Annotated in this window: 13 protein-coding genes; 3 read left to right on the forward strand and 10 right to left on the reverse strand. The window is 72.4% G+C overall.

The features are described 5' to 3' along the window. Positions 1 to 202: 202 nt before the first annotated feature. The 6 genes from CLV63_RS08595 to CLV63_RS08620 all read right to left on the reverse strand — a co-directional run bounded on the left by CLV63_RS08595 (position 203) and on the right by CLV63_RS08620 (position 8,989). A complete protein-coding gene (locus CLV63_RS08595) occupies positions 203 to 679 on the reverse strand; it encodes a nitroreductase family deazaflavin-dependent oxidoreductase (RefSeq protein ID WP_106582385.1) in 477 nt (158 codons plus the stop codon). Continuing rightward, the gene (locus CLV63_RS08600) at positions 676 to 1,428 is read right to left on the reverse strand and encodes a hypothetical protein (RefSeq protein WP_106582386.1); all 753 of its coding nucleotides are present in this window, start codon (positions 1,426 to 1,428) and stop codon (positions 676 to 678) included. The genes CLV63_RS08595 and CLV63_RS08600 overlap by 4 nt, the downstream gene beginning before the upstream one ends. Further along, positions 1,425 to 2,156 carry a TetR/AcrR family transcriptional regulator gene (locus tag CLV63_RS08605; RefSeq protein WP_106582387.1) on the reverse strand — a complete coding sequence of 244 codons (732 nt, stop codon included), beginning with the start codon at positions 2,154 to 2,156 and terminating at the stop codon, positions 1,425 to 1,427. The genes CLV63_RS08600 and CLV63_RS08605 overlap by 4 nt, the downstream gene beginning before the upstream one ends. 1,248 nt (positions 2,157 to 3,404) lie before the next feature. Then, positions 3,405 to 4,166 carry a GntR family transcriptional regulator gene (locus tag CLV63_RS08610; protein ID WP_106582388.1) on the reverse strand — a complete coding sequence of 254 codons (762 nt, stop codon included), beginning with the start codon at positions 4,164 to 4,166 and terminating at the stop codon, positions 3,405 to 3,407. Between the two features lie 522 nt (positions 4,167 to 4,688). After that, on the reverse strand, positions 4,689 to 7,658 hold the full coding sequence (locus CLV63_RS08615; protein WP_106582389.1) for an FAD-binding and (Fe-S)-binding domain-containing protein: 2,970 nt from the start codon (positions 7,656 to 7,658) through the stop codon (positions 4,689 to 4,691). A gap of 164 nt (positions 7,659 to 7,822) precedes the next feature. After that, positions 7,823 to 8,989: a pyridoxal-phosphate-dependent aminotransferase family protein gene (locus tag CLV63_RS08620; RefSeq protein ID WP_106582390.1), complete on the reverse strand. Its 1,167-nt coding sequence runs from the start codon at positions 8,987 to 8,989 to the stop codon at positions 7,823 to 7,825. Positions 8,990 to 9,639: 650 nt separating this feature from the next. Here CLV63_RS08620 and CLV63_RS08625 point away from each other — a divergent pair. The 3 genes from CLV63_RS08625 (at position 9,640) to CLV63_RS08635 (ending at position 14,102) form a co-directional block, all read left to right on the forward strand. After that, entirely contained in the window at positions 9,640 to 11,052 is a 1,413-nt protein-coding gene (locus CLV63_RS08625; RefSeq protein WP_106582391.1) for an SLC13 family permease, read from the forward strand. Positions 11,053 to 11,476: 424 nt separating this feature from the next. Beyond that, positions 11,477 to 12,889 carry an alpha/beta fold hydrolase gene (locus CLV63_RS08630; RefSeq protein WP_106582392.1) on the forward strand — a complete coding sequence of 471 codons (1,413 nt, stop codon included), beginning with the start codon at positions 11,477 to 11,479 and terminating at the stop codon, positions 12,887 to 12,889. A 187-nt stretch (positions 12,890 to 13,076) separates the two neighbouring features. Next, a complete protein-coding gene (locus tag CLV63_RS08635) occupies positions 13,077 to 14,102 on the forward strand; it encodes an NAD(P)/FAD-dependent oxidoreductase (protein ID WP_106582393.1) in 1,026 nt (341 codons plus the stop codon). Positions 14,103 to 14,238: 136 nt separating this feature from the next. Here the strand turns inward: CLV63_RS08635 and ilvD are convergent, their stop codons facing one another. The 4 genes from ilvD to CLV63_RS08655 form a co-directional block, all read right to left on the reverse strand. Then, positions 14,239 to 15,927, reverse strand: a complete 1,689-nt coding sequence (gene ilvD / locus CLV63_RS08640) for a dihydroxy-acid dehydratase (protein ID WP_106582394.1) — start codon at positions 15,925 to 15,927, stop codon at positions 14,239 to 14,241. Between the two features lie 162 nt (positions 15,928 to 16,089). Next, a complete protein-coding gene (locus CLV63_RS08645; RefSeq protein WP_106582395.1) occupies positions 16,090 to 16,932 on the reverse strand; it encodes an NAD(P)H-binding protein in 843 nt (280 codons plus the stop codon). Positions 16,933 to 16,973: 41 nt separating this feature from the next. Further along, the gene (locus CLV63_RS08650; RefSeq protein WP_146165530.1) at positions 16,974 to 17,177 is read right to left on the reverse strand and encodes a hypothetical protein; all 204 of its coding nucleotides are present in this window, start codon (positions 17,175 to 17,177) and stop codon (positions 16,974 to 16,976) included. Between the two features lie 30 nt (positions 17,178 to 17,207). Then, positions 17,208 to 18,110: an NAD(P)H-binding protein gene (locus tag CLV63_RS08655; RefSeq protein WP_106582397.1), complete on the reverse strand. Its 903-nt coding sequence runs from the start codon at positions 18,108 to 18,110 to the stop codon at positions 17,208 to 17,210. Between the last annotated feature and the right edge of the window lie 178 nt (positions 18,111 to 18,288).

Raw genomic sequence — 18,288 nt, forward strand, 5'->3', positions numbered from 1 at the left:
CCCTGCGCAGAGGGCCGCTGGTGGTGCTCTCGGGGATCGTCAGGCACGCAATCCACCTCCGTGGTCTTCAGTCATGCCGGGGGCGGCGGGCCACGGCGGTGCGCGGCGGGCTCGCCCCCGGTCGGAGTATCCGGCCAGTCTACCCACCGGCCTCCCCCGGACCCCATCCGCGCCCGTCCCTCGGGGACCGGAGCTTGCCCGGTCAGAGCGGACGCAGGACGACGAGGGGGATCCCGTTGTCCCGGTCGGCGCCGATCGCGCGGTAGTCGGCCGCGCCGTCCGGTGTGTGGCCGAGCCCGCGCACGAGCGCGGCCGCCGTGCGCGGGTACCGGTCGGCGTACGCGGCGAGGCGCCGCCCCGATTCCTCCGGCGGCAGCAGCTCGGCGACCGCCTCGACCCGCGTCCGGCCGATCTGGAAGCGGACCCTCGGCTGGGCGGTGATGTTGCGCAGCCACTGCGCGCCGCCGCCGAACCCGGAGGCGATCGTGACCTCACCGGTGCCGGGATCGCGGTCGGCGACCTCCAGCACGGTCTGGCGCGGTTGCCCACTCACCCGGCCGATGTGGGTGAGCAGCAGGAAGCGGTGGCCGAGCAGGCCGCCGAGTCCGGCGCGGTAGATCCAGACGGGTGCCCGGAACAGCAGGCGCAGCACACCCGTGGGGCCGTTCCTGGCGGTCATCGTGCCTCCTCTGGGTCGGGATCGGGCACTGAGGGCTCCGCTGCCGGGGAGTCGGTTGTTCGGGATTGGGCTGTTCGGGAGTCGGCTACCGGGGCTCCCACTGTTGGAGACTCGGGCGCCGTGGATTCAGATTCCCGGGACTCGGACGCTGGGGACTCCGCTGCTGGAGACTCCGTCGCTGGAGATTCGGCTACTGGGGATTCGGGCGCCATATGGGCGATGAGCAGCTTGACGACGAACACGGGGGCGAACCAGGCGAGTTCCGGCGCGATACCGGGCAGGCCCGTAATGAGCCCGATCGCCAAGACCGCCGCGCCGAAGGCCACCGGGATGCGCACCGAGGCGGGGGCCGCGAGAACGGCGACGGCCCCGACCACCACCGCCAGGTAGAGCCCAATCGCCGCCGGCCACCCGAACCCCGGCACGAGCAGCGCAAGCGCCAAGGGGTGCACGTGCCCCGCGACGAACCCGAACCGGTACAGCGCGTTGCGGTCCGGGCGGTGCCACCATCGCTTCGCGTTGGTGAAGACGTTGGCGACGGTGCCGCCGATCAGGTCGATGCCGAGGACAACTATGAGGGCGTACTGCCAGAGCGCCCACGGCGCGTCGTTCAGGAGTCCGGCAATGACCGCGACCACCGCTCCCGCCGCGATGGCGATGGAGCCCACGACGCGCTCGGCCGCCGTCGCACCGGGCGTGAGCATCCGATCGGCGACACCGGCGATCCCCTGCCGGGGCTGCACGATCATGACCCCTCCCCCGTGCCCGTGTCGCCCGTACCTGTGTTGGCCGTGCCCGAGCCGGCCGTGCCCGTGTCGCCGGTGCCCATGTCGGCCGCACCCGCGTGACCCGTACCCGAGTCGGCCGCGGCGGCGGTCGCGCCGGGGACGAGCATCCGCACCAGCGGGTCGGCCAAGGCGGCAGGGTCGACCTTCGGGTCCATGAGCCATTGCAGAAGGCAGCCTTCGATGGCGCCGACGATGATCGCGGCGTGCTCCTGCGGCGGGGCGTCGGCGGTCCAACCCTCGTCGCGGGCCTGCTCCAGCAGGGTCGTGATCGCGGCGCGGTACTCCCGGTAGGTGCGCGCGAGGTCGAGCGGCATGTCGGCGCGGCCGCGCCCCGCCGCCCACAGGTCGAGCACGACGTGCGCGATGTCGGGTTGGGCGGTCAGCATGCCCAGGACCGAGCGGACGAGCGCCGCCAAGCGGTCGGGCGCGGTGCCGTGCCCGTCAGCGCCGGGCCCGTGAACGGCGTCGCGCAGGATCTCGGCGGAGTGGGCTGAGAGCGCATCGAACGCGCCGTGCAGCAGCGCCTCCCTGCTCTCGAAGTAGAGGTAGACGCTGCCTTTGGCGACACCGGCCTCGGACGCGACGTCCTCGATGCGGCTGTCGGCGAACCCGCGCCGCGCGAACACCCGGACGGCGGCGGCGAGGATCTCCGCGCGGCGCGCCTGCCGGTCGACTTTTCGAGGGACCATGGGCCAACTCCTTTTATGACTGACTGGTCAGTCATAGTAATCGGAATGCGCCTCCCGGGCAAGCGGACCGCCCGCGGTCGCATCGGTCATGTCGGCCCGTCGGGGACGCGGCCCTGCCCCAAGCCCCCGGGATTGGTGACGGGAAGACCTCCGCACGAGCGGCGGGACCTCGAACACCCCGAGGCCGCAGAAGGGCGTGGCGGACGTCCAGCCTTCTGGAGACGTTCGGTTTTCTGGAGAGGTGCGCGTTTCTGGAGAGACGTGCGGACGCGCACGGTCTGCTGTGCGGCCTTGTCCGCGGGCGGCCCACCGTCAACTTGGGACAAAGACAGCACCGAAGGCGGGCGGTGAGTCGGGGCCGAGCAGTCAGGGCCAGGGCCGGGCGGTCAGGGCCGAGCGGTCACGCACCGGGTTCCCCGGTCCGACCTCGCCAACCTCACCGACCTTGCCGACCTTGCCGAAACGGCTTTTCGACCGGAACTGGAGCTTCTTGGACCGCAGGTCCTCTGGGCGGCCTTGTCCGCGGGCGGCGCCCGGTTCCCAGTGGGAAAACAGCAGCGACAACGGCGGGCGGGAGCCTGGCCAACAGGCGCCAGGGTTGTTCGCGGCCCGGTGCCCCGGGCGGAGGGGGTGGGTTTCGGCCTGGGCCTGGCGCCGAGGGTGGGTGCCGAGAGCGTCCTTGCCCCCAGCGGACGTGGGCAAGGCTGCCGGAAAGCCTGCGCACGCCCCTACTGCGCCGCTTCGCGATTGTCGCGCAGCGGGGCCCGCGACGGCCGAAGCAGACCCCAGGGTTCGACGCCGGGCCCCGCCACGCACTGACCGCGCGGCGGCGGGGCTGCGGGGCTGCGGTGTCGGCGCGGGTTGGGCACCTGGGCGTGGTTGCGGTGGTTTCCGTGCGGTGCTGAGCCCGGCGGCCATAGTGCGGGATGTGTGTCGGCCGTCGCTGCTGCGCAGGCTTTCCGGCAGCCTGGCTCCTGTCCCCTGGGGTCGAGGACGCCCTCGCCCCGGACTCTCACCCCGGGACACCCTCGCCCCCGGGCGCCTGCGCCCGGCCCGGGGACAAGGCGGACCGACCGACCACAGAAGCCGGTTCGATGCCGCCGGGGTTCGGACCTCCGTCCGCCGTCGGCGCCGCTTTTCCCCGCAGACCACCGGCACCCGGCCCCGCGGCAAGGCCGCACAGCAGGCGCCGCGCCCCGGGAATGCTCGGGGCGCGGGATGCGGGGCGATTGCGGCTGGGTCAGGGGGTCAGGCCGGGTGGGCGCGCTCCTTTTCGAGCCAGGCCACCGCCTGGTCGCTGCCGTTGTCGAGGGAGGCCGGCAGGTCGGCGAGGAAGGTGCGGTCGCCGTGGTGCTCCAGCTCCGCCAGCACAGCGTCGGGGTCGCCGTCCTCGATGATGCGCAGGAGCTTGCGGTGCCGCAGCATGTTGGCGCTCGCGCTCTCCTTGCGCCTGGAGCGCGCATTGCGGTTGAGCGCCATGCACAGCTGCATCTGCAACTGGAGTGAGCGGTAGGACGCCTCCAGGCGCCGGTGCCCGGCCAGTCCGACCACGGCAAGGTGGAAGTCGAAGTTGGCCTCGGACAGCTCTGCCTCGTCGCGGGCGTCGACGGCCGCCTCCATCCTGCGGATGGCGGTCCAGCAGCGCTGCAAGCGGTCGGTGTCGGCGACGGGTACGCCGAGCACGACGGCCATGCGCTCCAGCTCGCGCCGGAAGGTGACGATCTCGTAGACGTCGTGCAGGGTCAGCGGGGTCACCACGGCGCCGCGGTGCTGCGACTGGCGGATGAGCCCCTCGTGTTCGAGCATCCGCAGCGCCTCGCGCAGCGGGGGGCGGCTGATGCCGAGTTGCGCGGTGAGCCGGTTCTCGACCACGCGCTCGCCGGGGATCAGCGTGCCGCCGAGGATCATCTGGCGGACGGACCGCGCCGCAAGGTCGACCATGCTCGGCGGTTTGACGATGCGCTGCTCTGGGGCGCCGGGGTCGGGGACGGGGTCATTGACGGCTGTCATCGGCCCTCCTCACTTCCGCTCGCTCGGCCCGTTGGCAGCCCGCGGGGCGCAGGGAACCGGCGCGGGTCCGCGCGGGCGCGGCCGTGCCGAGGTTACGCGGCGGGGAGACCGCATCTGCCAGTGCTGCCAGTGTTGCCGGTGCTTCCCGTGTTTCCCATGCTGCCTGGGCTGCCAGTGCTGTCCGGTCCGCCCGCGGAAGGAGCGGTCTGCAATTGTCTACAATAGTTTGACTCGTCCGCTGACATTCGGTCTCCGGTCCTGCGCCCGGTCCTGGCCCCAGGTTCGGCCGAACGCAGGACCTGCCACCGAATTCCCCACCGGATCTCCCGCCGCACAGCCCATCGGACCAGGCACCGCTCCAGCCCCCGTCCGGTGCCGGTACCCGGAGTGCTCCGGAGCCGCGTACTCCGAGCGTACGGGACGGCCCTTGGCTTCTATGGCTACTGTCGTCAATCGACCGGCCCCGCGCACGCGAAACCCCGGCCGCTCCCCCGGTCCGCCCATGCACGCCGTTCACCGGGTTCACCCCTCCGCCTTCTCTGGCGCCTTCCCGGGCGCGGGGGCACCGGCGAGGGCTTCCTGGATGAGCCGGACCGGGTGCACGGCCTCGCGCGCCGTCCCGTGGGCGATCTGCTGGCGGCAGGACACACCCGTCGCGGCGATGACGGTGCCGTCGTCCTCCGCTTCGATCGCGGGGAACAACCGGTCGGCCCCGACCTGCATCGACACCTCGTAGTGCTCGGCCTCAAACCCGAACGACCCCGCCATGCCGCAGCACCCGGCGTCCAGCTCGACCACCTCGGCGCCGGGGATCCGCCGCAGCAGCGCGACCGTCGCGGCGGTGCCCACCTCGGCCTTCTGGTGGCAGTGGCCGTGGAACAGGATCCGCTTCCCCGCCGGCCAGGCGTCCTCGCTCAACGTGAGCCGACCGCTGTCGATCGCCTCGGTCAGCAGCTCCTCGACCTGCCGGACGCGCCCGGAGATGTCGGCGACCCTGGCGTCACCGGGCAGCATGGAGGCCGCCTCGTCCTTGAGGGTGAGGATGCACGACGGTTCGCAGCCGACGATCGGGCTGCCCGGCTCCGTGCCGTCGGACAGCAGCCCCACCAGCGCGCCCGCCTTGGCCTTTGCGTCGTCGACGAGCCCCTTCGACAGGCTGGAGCGCCCGCAGCACCCGCGGCTCTCCAGGCGCACCCCCCACCCGGCGCGCTCGAGCAGCTCGACGGCCGCGCGGCCGATGCCGGGCTCGGTGTAGGTGGTGAACGAGTCGGCGAGGAAGGTGAGCGTCCCCATGGGCGCCTCGGCCGGGGCGGCGCCGCGCTTCCGGTGCCAGCGCACGAGGTGCTTGCGCGCGAAGGTCGGCAGCGGCCGCTTCGCCGTGATGCCCAGCAGCTTCTCCACGAGCCACCGCAGCGGCGGGATCCGGTTGGGCAGGTTGCTGAGCGGCGCGAACGCCGACCCCAGCCGGTACATCGGCCGGATCGCCCCGAACACCCGGGAGCGCAGCGGGACGCCGTGGACGTCGTGGTGGTGCGACTGCGCCTCACTCTTCAGCTTGGCCATGTCGACGCCGAGCGGGCATTCGCTCTTGCACGCCTTGCACATCAGGCAGAGGTCGAGGACCTCGTGCAGCCGCTCGTCGCCGAGCGCGGCACGCGGGTCGGGTTCGGACAAGGCTTTGACGAGCGCGTTCGCGCGCCCGCGCGTGGCGTGCTCCTCGTCGCGGGTGGCGATGTAGGACGGGCACATCGCGCCGCTGGTGCTCTTGCGGCACAGGCCGATGTTCATGCAGCGGTCGGCCGCGCCGCGCATGCCGCCGACGACCTCGAAGGACAAGCGGGTCTGGAAGGGCTGCGGCTCCGGCAGGGACGCGTCGCGCAGGTTGTCGGTCATGGGTGGCGCGTCGACGATCTTTCCGGGGTTGAGCCGCAACTCGGGGTCGAACACCCGCTTGACCTCACGCATGGCCTCGTACAGCTCGTCGCCGAAGATCTCGCGGTTGAACTCGCTGCGGGCCAGGCCGTCGCCGTGCTCGCTGGAGTTCACCCCGCCGAACGCGGTGACCAGGTCCTTGACCTCTTCGGCGACGGCGCGCATCTTCTCGGCCTCGCCGGGCGCCGCGAGGTCCACGAACGGGCGGATGTGCAGGCAGCCGACCGAGCAGTGCCCGTAGAACCCGGCCTCCAACCCGTGGCGGTCGAGGACCTCCTTGAACCGGGTCGTGTACTCGACCAGGTGCTTGGGGTCGACCGCGGTGTCCTCGATGAACGCGAGTGGACGGCGGGTCCCGCTGCCCGCCGCCATGAGCAGCCCGAGGCTGGACTTGCGCACCTTGAGCAGCGAGCCCTGCTGCTCGGGGGTGACGGCCTCCAGTGTGTGGTAGCCGTGGCCGTTGGCGCGCCAGAGACCCACGAGGCGGTCGAGCCGCTCGCGGAGGTCGTCCTCGTCGTCGCCGGAGAACGAGACGAACAGCAGCGCGTCGGGGTCGCCCTGGAGGATCTCTCCCAGCGACGCGTACTCGATGCGCTGGCGCGACAGGTCGAGGATGGTGCGGTCCATCAGTTCGACCCCGGCGGGGTCGCACGACAGCGCGTCCTCTGTGGCGGCGATGGCCGCAGCGGTGGAGGTGAAGTGGCCGACCGCGATGACGGTGCGCTTGGGCTTGGGCACCAGGTCCACCACCGCCTCGGTGGCCAGCACGAGGGTGCCTTCGGCGCCGACCACGAACTTCGCGAGGTCGAAGGCGTCGTCGCCCGCCAGGCGGTCGAGCCGGTAGCCGCAGGCGCGCCGCCAGAAGTCGGGGAACCGGGTGGCGATGGCGTCGGCGCTGCCGTCGAGGATGGCGGGCAGGCCCCGGTGGATGTCGCCTTCGAGGCCGGGCAGCGCCGCGCGGCGGGCGCGCTCGTCGGGGTCGAGCGGGCGCAGGTCGGTACGGCTGCCGTCGGCGAGCACCACCTCCAGCGCGCGGACGTGGTCGATCGTCATCCCGTGGCGCAGCGAGCCGCTGCCGGCGGAGTTGTTGCCGATCATCCCGCCGATGGTGGCCCTGTTGCTGGTGGAGGTGTCGGGGCCGAACATCAGCCCGTGCGGGGCCGCGGCCCGGTTCAGCTCGTCCTGGACGACACCGGGCTGGACGCGGGCGGTGCGCGCCTCAGGGTCGAGCTCGATGATCTTGTGCATGTGCCGGGACATGTCGATGATGATCCCGGCGCCGACGGTCTGGCCGGCGAGGCTGGTGCCCGCGCCGCGTGCGGTGACCGTCAGGCCGAAATCGCGCGCCGCGGCGACGGTGGCGGCGACGTCGCCGGTGTGGCGGGGGAAGACCACCCCCGCGGGGGTGATGGCGTACATGCTGGCGTCGCGCGAGAAAAGGTGCCGGGTGTAGTCGTCGAAACGCACGTCGCCGTCGAGGTCGCGGCGGAGCCGCCGCTCGACCTCCGCCGCGGCGGAGGTCGAGGGCGGTGCGGCGGGGGCGTTGCCCGTGGTCGTCATGGCGCGTCCTTTTTCCGAGTGGGTCGCCGAGTCGGTCGCCGGGTTGATCACCGGGTCGGCCGCCGGGTCGGCCGCCGGGAAGCGTCGCGGACCGGTGGCGGTCCGGCGGCGGCCCGGCGGGGCGGGGTCGGTACCGGCCGGCGGGGGTCGGCGGTGCCGTGGGGTCAGGGGCGTTCGAGCCGCTGGAGGGCAGCCGCGACCCCGGCGGGGTCGACCTTCACACCGGCGAGGGAGAGACCCATCTGCACGCCCGCGAGGGTCCCGGCGAGGGTCAGGTCGTTGAAGTGGCCGAGGTGGCCGATGCGGAAGATCCTGCCGGTCAGCTTGCCGAGCCCGGCCCCTAGCGACATGTCGAAGCGGTCCAGGATGATGCGGCGCACCTGGTCGGCGTCGTGCTCTTCGGGCAGCAGGACGGCGGTGAGCGCGCCGGAGTGCTCGCGCTCGTCCAGGCACAGGACGTCCAGGCCCCAGGCGCGGACGGCGGCGCGGGTGGCCTCGGCGTGGCGGGTGTGGCGGGCGAAGACGTTCGGCAGGCCCTCGGCGTCGAGCATGCGCAGGGCCTCGCGGAGGCCATAGAGGAGGTTGGTCGCGGGGGTGTAGGGGAAGAAGCCGCGCTCGTTGGCGTCCAGGATCGGCGCCCAGTCGAAGTAGGACCGCGTGAGGCCGGCGTCGCGCGAGGCCCGCAGCGCCTTGTCGCTGACGGCGTTGAACCCCAGGCCGGGCGGCAGCATGAGGCCCTTCTGCGAGCCCGCGACAGTGACGTCGACGCCCCATTCGTCGTGGCGGTAGTCGATGGAGCCCAGGGAGGAGATGGTGTCGACGAGGTAGAGGGCGGGGTGCCCCGTGCTGTCGATGGCGCGCCGGACGTCGGCGATGCGGCTGGTCACGCCGGTCGAGGTCTCGTTGTGCACGACGCACACGGCCTTGATCTCGTGGGCGGTGTCGGCGGCGAGGCGCTCGGCGACGGCGTCCGGGTCGACGCCGTGGCGCCAGTCGCCGGGGACGAAGTCGACCGTGAGACCGAGGCCGCGCGCCATGTCCTGCCACAGGGTCGCGAAGTGGCCGGTCTCGAAGCACAGGACGCGGTCGCCCGGGCTGAGGGTGTTGACGAGGGCGGCCTCCCACGCGCCGGTGCCCGAGGAGGGCAGGATCACGACCGGTCGAGTGGTGCCGAACACGGGCTTGACCTCGTCGAGGAGCCCCACCACCAGTTCGCGGAACTCGGGTCCGCGATGGTCGATGGTCGGCGCCGAGATCGCCCGCAGGACGTTGTCGGGGACGTTGGTGGGACCGGGGATCTGGAGGAAGTGACGACCGCTCGCCGTTGCCATGTCGGGTCCTTTCAGGAAGACGACCCATAATCCGCATTGCGAAATCTGAATATCGTTTTATGGATTCTAGGAGCCGATCGACCCCGCCACAAGCCCTGTACCCATGGATCTACACGCAAAAGAGCACGGTCAAGCGCCGAACGGGGGTTGACGGACAATGAGACGAAGAACATACTCGTCAATATTAGAGGTCAACTTCCGCATAACGGAATCTGGTTTCTTCTAGAGAAAAACCCGTGGTCAGCACGTACGGGGGGTACCCGCTCCCGCGCCGTACCGGTCACGGTGCCGCACCACCTGCTGACAACCGGCTACTGACCACCGGCTGCCGACAGCCAGCTGCCGAAAACCGCCTGCTGACCGCTACCCGCTGGCCAGCACCTGCTGACCAGCACCGGCCGACCACGACCTGAAGACCTGCGTGCAGATCCGGCCGTGCGACGCCGCGGCCGCGGATGGTGACCGCACCCAGTTCGGACCAGCCAGACGGACCGATCAGCCGGACCGACCCGACGGGCCCGCCAGCCGGGCCACCAGTCGGACCGCCCGGTTGCGATGCGTCCGGATGGTCCCACCGGGCGCGTCGACCACCCCGGACCCACCGGACCCACCGTCCCGACACCCCACCGAGAGAGTGTGCAGGGAGCCTCGTGCCTGTAGAAGTCGTCTCGATCCTCGTCCTCGTCCTCGTATTCCTGATCGCCACCTTCACCTCCGCCCACATGGGCGCGCTCGCGCTGGTGGCGACCTTCGTCATCGCCACCATCTACGTCGGGGGGACGCCCGACGAAGTGGCCGAGAAAGTGTTCGGCGGCTTCCCCGGGGACCTGTTCGTCATCCTCGTCGGGGTCACCTACCTGTTCGCCCTGGCGAAGAACAACGGGACCGTCGACTGGCTGGTCCAGGCCGCGGTCCGCGCCGTGGGCGGCCGGGTCGCCTTCATCCCATGGGTGATGTTCCTCGTCACCGGCGTTCTCACCGCCGCGGGCGCGGTCGTCCCCGCCGCCGTCGCGATCATCGCGCCGATGGGCATGGGCTTCGCCGCCCGCTACCGCATCAACCCCGTACTCATGGGGCTGCTGATCATCAACGGCGCCAGCGCCGGGGGCTTCTCGCCCATCAGCATCTTCGGCGGCATCACCAACAACGTGGTGGCGCGCAGCGGCCTCGAAGGCTCACCCGCGATCCTCTTCGCCGCCTCCTTCTTCTTCAACCTGCTGCTGAGCGTCGTGGTGTTCTTCATGTTCGGCGGGCGCTCCCTGATCGGCCGCCGCGACAACGACACCGGCGACAGCGACGGCGACGCGTCGACCGCAGACGGCACCTCCGGCAACGGGCGCACCAAGCGCGCCGAACGGCTCGACACCCAGAGCGGCGGCGCCTTCGTCGCAGGCCCCCGGCAGGGGTCGCCGGTGTCGACCAAGCCCACCGACGACGCGACCGGCGGCTCAGTCCCGGTCGTCGGCACCGTGCTGGACCGGACGATGACCGTGGTCGGCATCGCCGTCCTCGCCATCGGCGCGCTGGTGTTCGACCTGGACGTCGGCCTGATGGCCGTCAGCGTCGCGGTGGTCCTCACCCTGGTCTCCCCGAAGAGCTCCAAGGGTGCGATCAACCAGATCGCCTGGCCGACCGTCCTGCTGATCTGCGGCATCGTCACCTACGTCAGCCTGATGGAGGACATGGGGACCATCGAGTTCCTCGGCGACGAGGTCGCCTCGATCGGCGTCCCCCTCCTGGCCGCGCTGCTCATCTGCCTGATCGGCGCCGCCGTGTCGGCGTTCGCGTCGACCACCGGCATCCTCGGCGCGCTGATCCCGCTCGCGGTGCCGTTCCTCCTCGCCGGGGAGGTCGGCGCAATCGGACTGATCACCGCACTCGCGCTCTCCTCCTCCGTCGTCGACTCCTCCCCGTTCTCCACCAGCGGGGCGCTCGTCGTGGCCAACGCCTCGGAGGCCGAACGCGACCGGGTGTTCAGCCTGCTCATGCGGTGGGGCATGAGCATGATCCTGGTCATCCCCTTGGTGACCTGGGCGGTGTTCGTCCTGCCGGGCTGGTTGTAGCCCGACTCCCCCGCCCCATTGACCCGGGGCGGGCGGGGACCGCGCCCCTCCCCGCGGCCCGCCCGCCCCGTTCCCCCCACCAACTCCACCGCCAGACTCCCCCACCAGCTCTCCACCGACCAGCCCCGGCCCGGCCCGGCCAAGCCAGGCCAGGCCGGACCAGTCCACACAGGCCAGTCCATACGGGCCGGCCCCACAGGCCGGTTCCCACCGTCTCCGTGCACCGTCCCGCGCGGAAATCGGGGGCAAGCCGCCGCCCCACCCTGGGGCGGCGGCTTCTCCGCGCCGGACGGCACACGATCCGGTCGGCTGCGGCCGGCCTGGGCCGACTGGGGCCGACTGGGACCGACTCCGGTCGTCCGCGACGCCGAACCGAGATCGCCGCCCCTCGCGACAAGGACGGCGCATCGGGCATTCTGGGCGCATGGCCGACCACCCCCAGATCGCCGAGCGGCTGCGCCGCGACCCCACCGTCCACACGATCCCCCGGCCTGTCCGGGTCGACGGTCCGGAGACCTTCGGTCTCGGCTACGCCCGCACGGGCGACCCCGGCGGCATCCCCCTCGTCATGGTGCCCGGCGGCCCCGGACTCGCCTCGGTGCTGCCCTACCGGAAGGCGCGGCTCATGGCGGCCGCCCGCGGATTCGACGTCGTCATGGTCGAACACCGCGGCGTGGGACTGTCCCGCACCGACTACGGCGGCGCCGACCTGCCGATGGACGCGCTCACCATCAGTGCGGCGGCGGACGACATCGCGGCCGTCCTCGACGACTGCGGCATCACCCGCGCCGTCGTGTGGGGGTCCTCCTACGGCGGCTACCTCGCGCAGGCGTTCGGGGCACGCCACGGTGACCGGGTCGCCGGGATGGTCCTCGACGCGACGTTCACCTCGGCGGCCGACCAGCACACGGCGCGCGACCTCGTCCGCGCGATGCTCTGGCACGGCGACCACCCGGAGACCGCCGACATCGCGGACCGCCTCCGCACACTCGTCGCCGACGGCAGCGTCAGCGCAGCGGAGACCGGCTCCGTCATCCCCGTGGCGTACGAATTCGGCGGGACGGAGCTGCTGCGCCGGCTTCTCGACGCGGTGGCCGACGGCCGCACCCGCACCTGGAACCGCATCAGGGACCTCGCCACGAGGGAGATCACGAAGCCCGTCCCGTACATGCTCGAATTCGACCTGGTCGGTGCGATCTGGTTCCGCGACCTGTACGGCATCGAGCCCGACGGCGAACCGCTCGACCCCGCCGCGAACTTCAGCACGGCGGCCGAGGGCTTCCCCGCCTTCCAGGGCGACCCGTTCGACCTGGCCGCGGAGCAGCGCCGCTTCTCCTGGCCCACCGCCGTGCTGTCGGGCGGCTACGACCTACGGGCGGTGCGCCCGGTCGCCGAGGCCATGGCCGACAGGGTGCCCGATGCCGCGCTGGTCCGCCTCGACGAACTCGGCCACAGCGTGCTCGACCGCCACCCGTTCGCCGGGCTGGTCGCCGCCGCGGCCGTCGCCAACGGACGCCACCACGACCTGCCCGACTACGCCGAGCGGATCCAGGCGTCGCGGCAGCCGCCGTCGGCGTACGCCGTCAAGGCGATCGCGTACGCGTCGCTGGCCGTCGAGAACACCCTGCCGCGCCCCGTTGACCCGGGCGTCCCGGTGCTCCCGACGCCGCGGCGAACGGCAGTCCGAGAAGCCCGCGCAATGCCGTTGATTCAGTGGGCAATGGGCAATGGGGTACTCGTGAGCACGGGGCGAGCCAGCGGCTGCCGTCGCGGGCCCCCGCTGCGCGATACCCCGCGAAGCGGGCGCCCGCGACGGCAACCCACCCCCTTCGCCTGAGGTCACCAGGGCCACCGCACACCCCCTTCACCCCACGACACCAAGGACGTGAGAACACCCTCGCACCCATTGATTCAACGGCATTGGACACCCGCGAAGCCCCACCGGCGGTCCTCGCCCGGGGTCGCGGCCGGTACCCGATCCATAACCGATGGCGCGGTAAATCCCCAGCTGTTAGAACACTGGGATGGCGGATCGCAGCATTGTCGTCGTCGGCGCCGGGATCATCGGGGCGTCACTGGCCTACCACCTGGCCGGGCGGGGCCGACCCGTCACGTTGATCGACGCGGGCCTGCCCGGCTCGGGCGCCACCCGCGCTTCCTTCGCCTGGATCGGACGACCGGCCTCCGGCGACCTGCCCTCGGCGCCGCTGCGCCACCTCGCGCTCGACGAGTACCGGCGGCTGGAGGCGGAGCTTCCCGAACTGTCGATCCGCTGGACGGGTTCGGTCAGCTGGGACGGCTTCGACGCGGGCCCGGGGCCGCGCACGGACGATGTCGGCGCGCTGGAACCGCACCTGCTCGACCCCCCGGCCGCGGCCGTCCGGCACCCGGAGGACGCGGCGTTCGACCCGGTCGCGGCGGCCGAACTGCTGGTCGCCGCGGCACGCGACCGCGGCGCGCGGCTGCTCACGGGGACACCGGCGATCGCCCTCGACCACCAGGCGGGCACCGTGAGCGGTGTGCGGACGACCGCCGGGACCGTGCCCGCCGAGACCGTCGTCCTGGCCGCCGGAACCGGCACGGTCGCCCTGTGCTCCGGGATCGGCGTCGCCCTGCCCGTCGAGCCGTCGCCCGCCGTCCTCGTCCGGCTGCGCGCGGCGCCGGGCCTGGTCCGGACGATCGTCGCGACGCCGTCGCTGGAGGTCCGGCAGCTCGACGACGGTACGGTCCTGTCCCCCGCGGCGTACAGCGGGGAGACGGACCAGGCCGCGCTGCTCCGGACCGCCCGGCGTGTCCGCGACCGGTTCGCCGCATCCTTCGCCGGGGCCGGCGGAACGGAGATCGTCTCCGCCGAGATCGGCTGGCGTCCGATGCCCGCCGACGGCGAACCGGTCATCGGCCGCCCCGACGGCACCGAGGGCCTGTACGTCGCCGTGATGCACTCGGCGGTCACCCTGGCCGCCGCGGTCGGCCGCCTCGCCGCCACCGAGATCCACACCGGGTCGGCAGCACCCGAACTCGCCGGCTGCCGACCGGACGGGTTCCGCTGATCCCCTGATCCGCTGACGCCCCGGTCCCCTGCCGCCCCCGGCGGCGACGCGGCCGTGCGGGCACCGCGCCCCAGGCGGCAGCGGCGGGGTCGCCACCCGCAGCTCAGCCGCAGACCAGCCCCAGATCAGTCGCAGATCAGTCGCAGACGGCGCCGCGGTCGGCCGCGCCGACCAGCCGGGCGTACTTCGCGAGCACGCCGCGCGTGTAGTGCGGGGCGGGCGGCGACCACTCCGCCGCGCGCCGCGCCAGCTCCGCCGGTTCAACGAGGACGTCGAGGGTGCCCGCCGCGACGTCGAGTCGGACCGGGTCGCCGTCGCGGACGAACGCGATGGGCCCGCCGTCCACCGCCTCGGGCGCGACATGCCCGACGCACAGCCCCGTGGTCCCGCCGGAGAACCGGCCGTCGGTGAGCAGCAGCACGTCCTTGCCGAGCCCGGCCCCCTTGATCGCGCCGGTGATCGCGAGCATCTCCCGCATCCCCGGGCCGCCCTTGGGCCCTTCGTAGCGGATGACGACGGCGTCGCCCGATGCGATGGTCCCGTCGGACAGCGCGTCCATCGCGGCGGTCTCACCGTCGAAGACCCGCGCGACGCCGTCGAAGACCGAGGTGTCGAACCCCGCCGACTTCACCACGGCGCCGTCGGGGGCGAGCGAGCCCCGCAGGATCGTGATCCCGCCGGTGGGGTGCAGCGGGTCCGACAGTGCGCGGATGACGTCGCCGTCGGGCGCCGGCGCGTCGAGCTCGGCGAGGTTCTCGGCCATGGTGCGGCCGGTGACGGTCAGCGCGTCGCCGTTCAGCAGCCCCGCATCGAGGAGCAGCTTCAGCACGACGGGGATGCCGCCGATCCGGTCGACGTCGTACATGACGTGCCTGCCGAAGGGCTTGACGTCGGCCAGGTGCGGCACCCTCGCGCCGATGCGGACGAAGTCGTCCAGGCCCAGGTCCACCTCTGCCTCGTGCGCGATCGCCAGCAGGTGCAGGACCGCGTTCGTCGAACCGCCGAGTGCCATGACCACGGCGATCGCGTTCTCGAACGCGGGCTTGGTCAGGATGTCCCGTGCGGTGATGCCGCGGCGCAGCAGCTCGACAACGGCCTCGCCGGAGCGGCGCGCGTAGCCGTCGCGGCGCCGGTCGACGGCTGCCGGAGCGGCCGACCCCGGCAGCGACATGCCCAGTGCCTCCGCCGCGCTCGCCATGGTGTTGGCGGTGTACATGCCGCCGCACGCGCCCTCAGTGGGGCAGACCGCACGCTCGATCGCGTCGACGTCGCCGCGGCTCATCAGCCCCCGCGCGCAGGCGCCGACCGCCTCGAACGCGTCGATCAGGGTGACGTCGCGCTCCGAACCGTCGGACATCGTGGCCTTGCCCGGCAGGATCGACCCCGCGTACATGAACACCGACGCCAGGTCGAGGCGGGCGGCCGCCATCAGCATCCCCGGCAGGGACTTGTCGCAGCCCGCCAGCAGGACGGAGCCGTCGAGCCGCTCGGCGCCCATGACCGTCTCGACCGAGTCGGCGATGACCTCGCGCGACACAAGGGAGTAGTGCATGCCCTCGTGGCCCATTGAAATGCCGTCCGACACCGAGATCGTGCCGAACTGCATGGGGAAGCCCCGCGCGGTGTGGACGCCCTCCTTCACCGCGACGGCGAGCCGGTCGAGGGAGAGGTTGCACGGGGTGATCTCGTTCCACGACGAGGCGACCCCGATCTGCGGCTTGGCGAAGTCGTCGTCGTCCATGCCCACGGCGCGGAGCATGCCGCGCGCCGCCGCCCGCTCCATGCCATCGGTGACGTCCCTGCTGCGGGGTTTGATGTCGGCCATGATCGGACCGTATCCGACAGCGGTGTTCCCCGGGGGGAGCAGGGGGCCACGGCGGTGTCACTGCCCCGCGCCGCCCGGCGCCAGTGGGTGGCGGCGGGCGGCGCGGGCGATGTGCGCGGGCGGGCCGCGGCACGCTGGCGGACGGTCTGCGCGGGCGGGCTCTTAGCGGAAGTCGTCGGCGTGGTCGGCGGCCCACTGCGCGAAATCACGCGGCGGGCTTCCGGTCACCCGTTCCACGGTGTCGGACGGCGGAACGGTCTCCGGTCCGTCGACCGACGCCCCGTACATGTCGAGCAACCAGTCGATGACGTCGTGGTCGACGCCCTGGTCCAGGTCGTACCACTCCATCCGGGCCTGCTCCGGGGTCAACTCCACGAAGCGGACCTCCGCCCCGATCGCCGCGCCGATCCGGCGCACCTGCTCGGCGACCGTCAGGGCCTCCGGTCCGCCGAAGGTGTACACCTGCCCGCTGTGCCCCTCGCCGAGTAGCGACGCGGCGACGACATCGGCGACGTCCGCCTCGTGCGTCGGGCGGCTGACCGCGTTGCCGAACGGGCGGCGCACCTCCCGCCGGGCGCGCACATCCGGCGCGTAGTCCAGCCAGTTGCCCGCGAACTCGCCCGGCCGCACGATCGTCCAGTCCAGCCCGGACGCCTGGACCGCCCGTTCAACGGCGCCGTAGCCGTCCTCGTCGTCGGCCGACTCCTCGTCCGCAAGCGCCCCCGAGAGGACGACGGCGCGACGGACTCCGGCGCGTTCGGCCATCGCCACCACCTCGCGCGCCGTGCTCGGCACCGGGAAGAGGTACAGCAGGTCCGCGCCCTCCAGGGCGGCGGCGAGCGACGCGGGATCCTCCAGGTCGCCCTGGTAGACGGCGACCCCCTCAGGCAGGTCGGCGGTCACCGGTGCGCGGGTCAGCGCCCGCACCGGACGGCCGGCCCGGAGCAGGGCGGTGACGACCGCGCGGCCCACCCGTCCGGTAGCCCCCGTCACGAGGATCGTCATCCCGCCCCCTTGCTCGTCTTGTTCTGCTTGTGCTTCTTGCACTACTTGTTCACGGCGTTCTTGCTCACGGCGTTCGCGCTCATGGGTCTCTCGGCCGAGGTCTCCGTGCTCACGGACACCTGCCGTACGGACTCCCGCCGCACCAACTGCACCGACCGCACCGACCGCACGGTCCTCCTGGTCACGGTCCTCCTGACGACTGCCTTCCGGTCCACGGTGCCCTTGCTCACCGCGTTCGTGCTCATGGCCCCCTCGCGCACTGCGCGCGGCGGGGCTCACCGGAAGTCCTCGGCGTGGTCGGCGGCCCACTGCGCGAAGCTGCGCGGCGGACGGCCGGTGACCTGCTCGAAGGTGTCGGTGGGCGCGATGATCCCGGGTTCTCCGACGGAGGCCGCCAGGAGTTCCAGTAGCCAGTCGATGGTGGCTTGGTCGAGACCCTGGTCCGGGTCGAGCCACTCCGTCCGGGCCTGTTCCGGGGTCAGCTCCTCGAAGCGGACATCCCTGCCGATCGCGGCGCCGATCGCCGCCACCTGTTCGGCCTGGGTGACCTTCGCGGGGCCGGTAAGGCTGTAGGCGGCGCCGACATGGTCGTCGGTGAGCAGCGCCGCGACCGCCACCTCGGCCACGTCGGTCTCGTGGACAAGCGGGCTCCCCGACTCCGGGAACGGCTCACGCACGGTGCCCGTGGCGCGGATCGGCTCCGCCCAGGCCAGCGCGCCGACCGCCAGCAGAGCCGGCCGGACGTGCGTCCATTCGACCCCGGTCGCCTCGACTGCGCGCTCGATGTCGCGGTGCGCCTCGCGCTCGTCGGCGAGGTGGCGTTGCAGCGCGGTCAACGAGGGGTCGTCCGGGTCGCCCTGGTAGTCGAACGCGGCCGCGATCGCGGAGTGGACCACGAACCTGCGCACGCCCGCTTCGACCGCCCGGTCGAGGAACCCGGATCCCGAGCCCGGGGCGGTGTAGCCGTAGGGGAAGAGGTGGACACGGTCGACACCGTGCAGCACGTCGCCCCAGGTGTCCGGGGCCTCGAAGTCACCGTGGACGGTCTCCACTCCGGCGGGGAACCGGGCGCCGGCGGGGGTGCGGGTCATGGCCCGCACCGGCTGCCCGGCAGCGGCCAGTCGCGCAACGACACCTCTTCCTATATTTCCGGTCGACCCGGTTACCAATATGGTCATGTAGTCTCCCCAGCGGTTACCAGAAGGTGCCGGGAACCGCCGCGCCACTGCCCATGAGCGCGGCGGTTCCGCTTTCTCGGGGAGACTAGACCGGATTCCGATTTTTCGCCTATGGAAGTTCGTCGCACCAGGTCAGGGATTTGCGCTGACGGCGTCCGGACACGGGTTCGCGAGCCGG

It is taken from the genome of Murinocardiopsis flavida, from assembly GCF_003014485.1.
GTDB lineage: Bacteria > Actinomycetota > Actinomycetes > Streptosporangiales > Streptosporangiaceae > Murinocardiopsis > Murinocardiopsis flavida.

What these genes read in the sequence shown, in the direction of transcription:
- CLV63_RS08595 (WP_106582385.1), bottom strand. Translation starts at nt 679, where the DNA reads ATGACCGCCAGGAACGGCCCCACGGGTGTGCTGCGCCTGCTGTTCCGG.
- CLV63_RS08600 (WP_106582386.1), bottom strand. Translation starts at nt 1,428, where the DNA reads ATGATCGTGCAGCCCCGGCAGGGGATCGCCGGTGTCGCCGATCGGATG.
- CLV63_RS08605 (WP_106582387.1), bottom strand. Translation starts at nt 2,156, where the DNA reads ATGGTCCCTCGAAAAGTCGACCGGCAGGCGCGCCGCGCGGAGATCCTC.
- CLV63_RS08610 (WP_106582388.1), bottom strand. Translation starts at nt 4,166, where the DNA reads ATGACAGCCGTCAATGACCCCGTCCCCGACCCCGGCGCCCCAGAGCAG.
- CLV63_RS08615 (WP_106582389.1), bottom strand. Translation starts at nt 7,658, where the DNA reads ATGACGACCACGGGCAACGCCCCCGCCGCACCGCCCTCGACCTCCGCC.
- CLV63_RS08620 (WP_106582390.1), bottom strand. Translation starts at nt 8,989, where the DNA reads ATGGCAACGGCGAGCGGTCGTCACTTCCTCCAGATCCCCGGTCCCACC.
- CLV63_RS08630 (WP_106582392.1), top strand. Translation starts at nt 11,477, where the DNA reads ATGGCCGACCACCCCCAGATCGCCGAGCGGCTGCGCCGCGACCCCACC.
- CLV63_RS08635 (WP_106582393.1), top strand. Translation starts at nt 13,077, where the DNA reads ATGGCGGATCGCAGCATTGTCGTCGTCGGCGCCGGGATCATCGGGGCG.
- ilvD (WP_106582394.1), bottom strand. Translation starts at nt 15,927, where the DNA reads ATGGCCGACATCAAACCCCGCAGCAGGGACGTCACCGATGGCATGGAG.
- CLV63_RS08645 (WP_106582395.1), bottom strand. Translation starts at nt 16,932, where the DNA reads ATGACGATCCTCGTGACGGGGGCTACCGGACGGGTGGGCCGCGCGGTC.
- CLV63_RS08650 (WP_146165530.1), bottom strand. Translation starts at nt 17,177, where the DNA reads ATGAGCACGAACGCGGTGAGCAAGGGCACCGTGGACCGGAAGGCAGTC.
- CLV63_RS08655 (WP_106582397.1), bottom strand. Translation starts at nt 18,110, where the DNA reads ATGACCATATTGGTAACCGGGTCGACCGGAAATATAGGAAGAGGTGTC.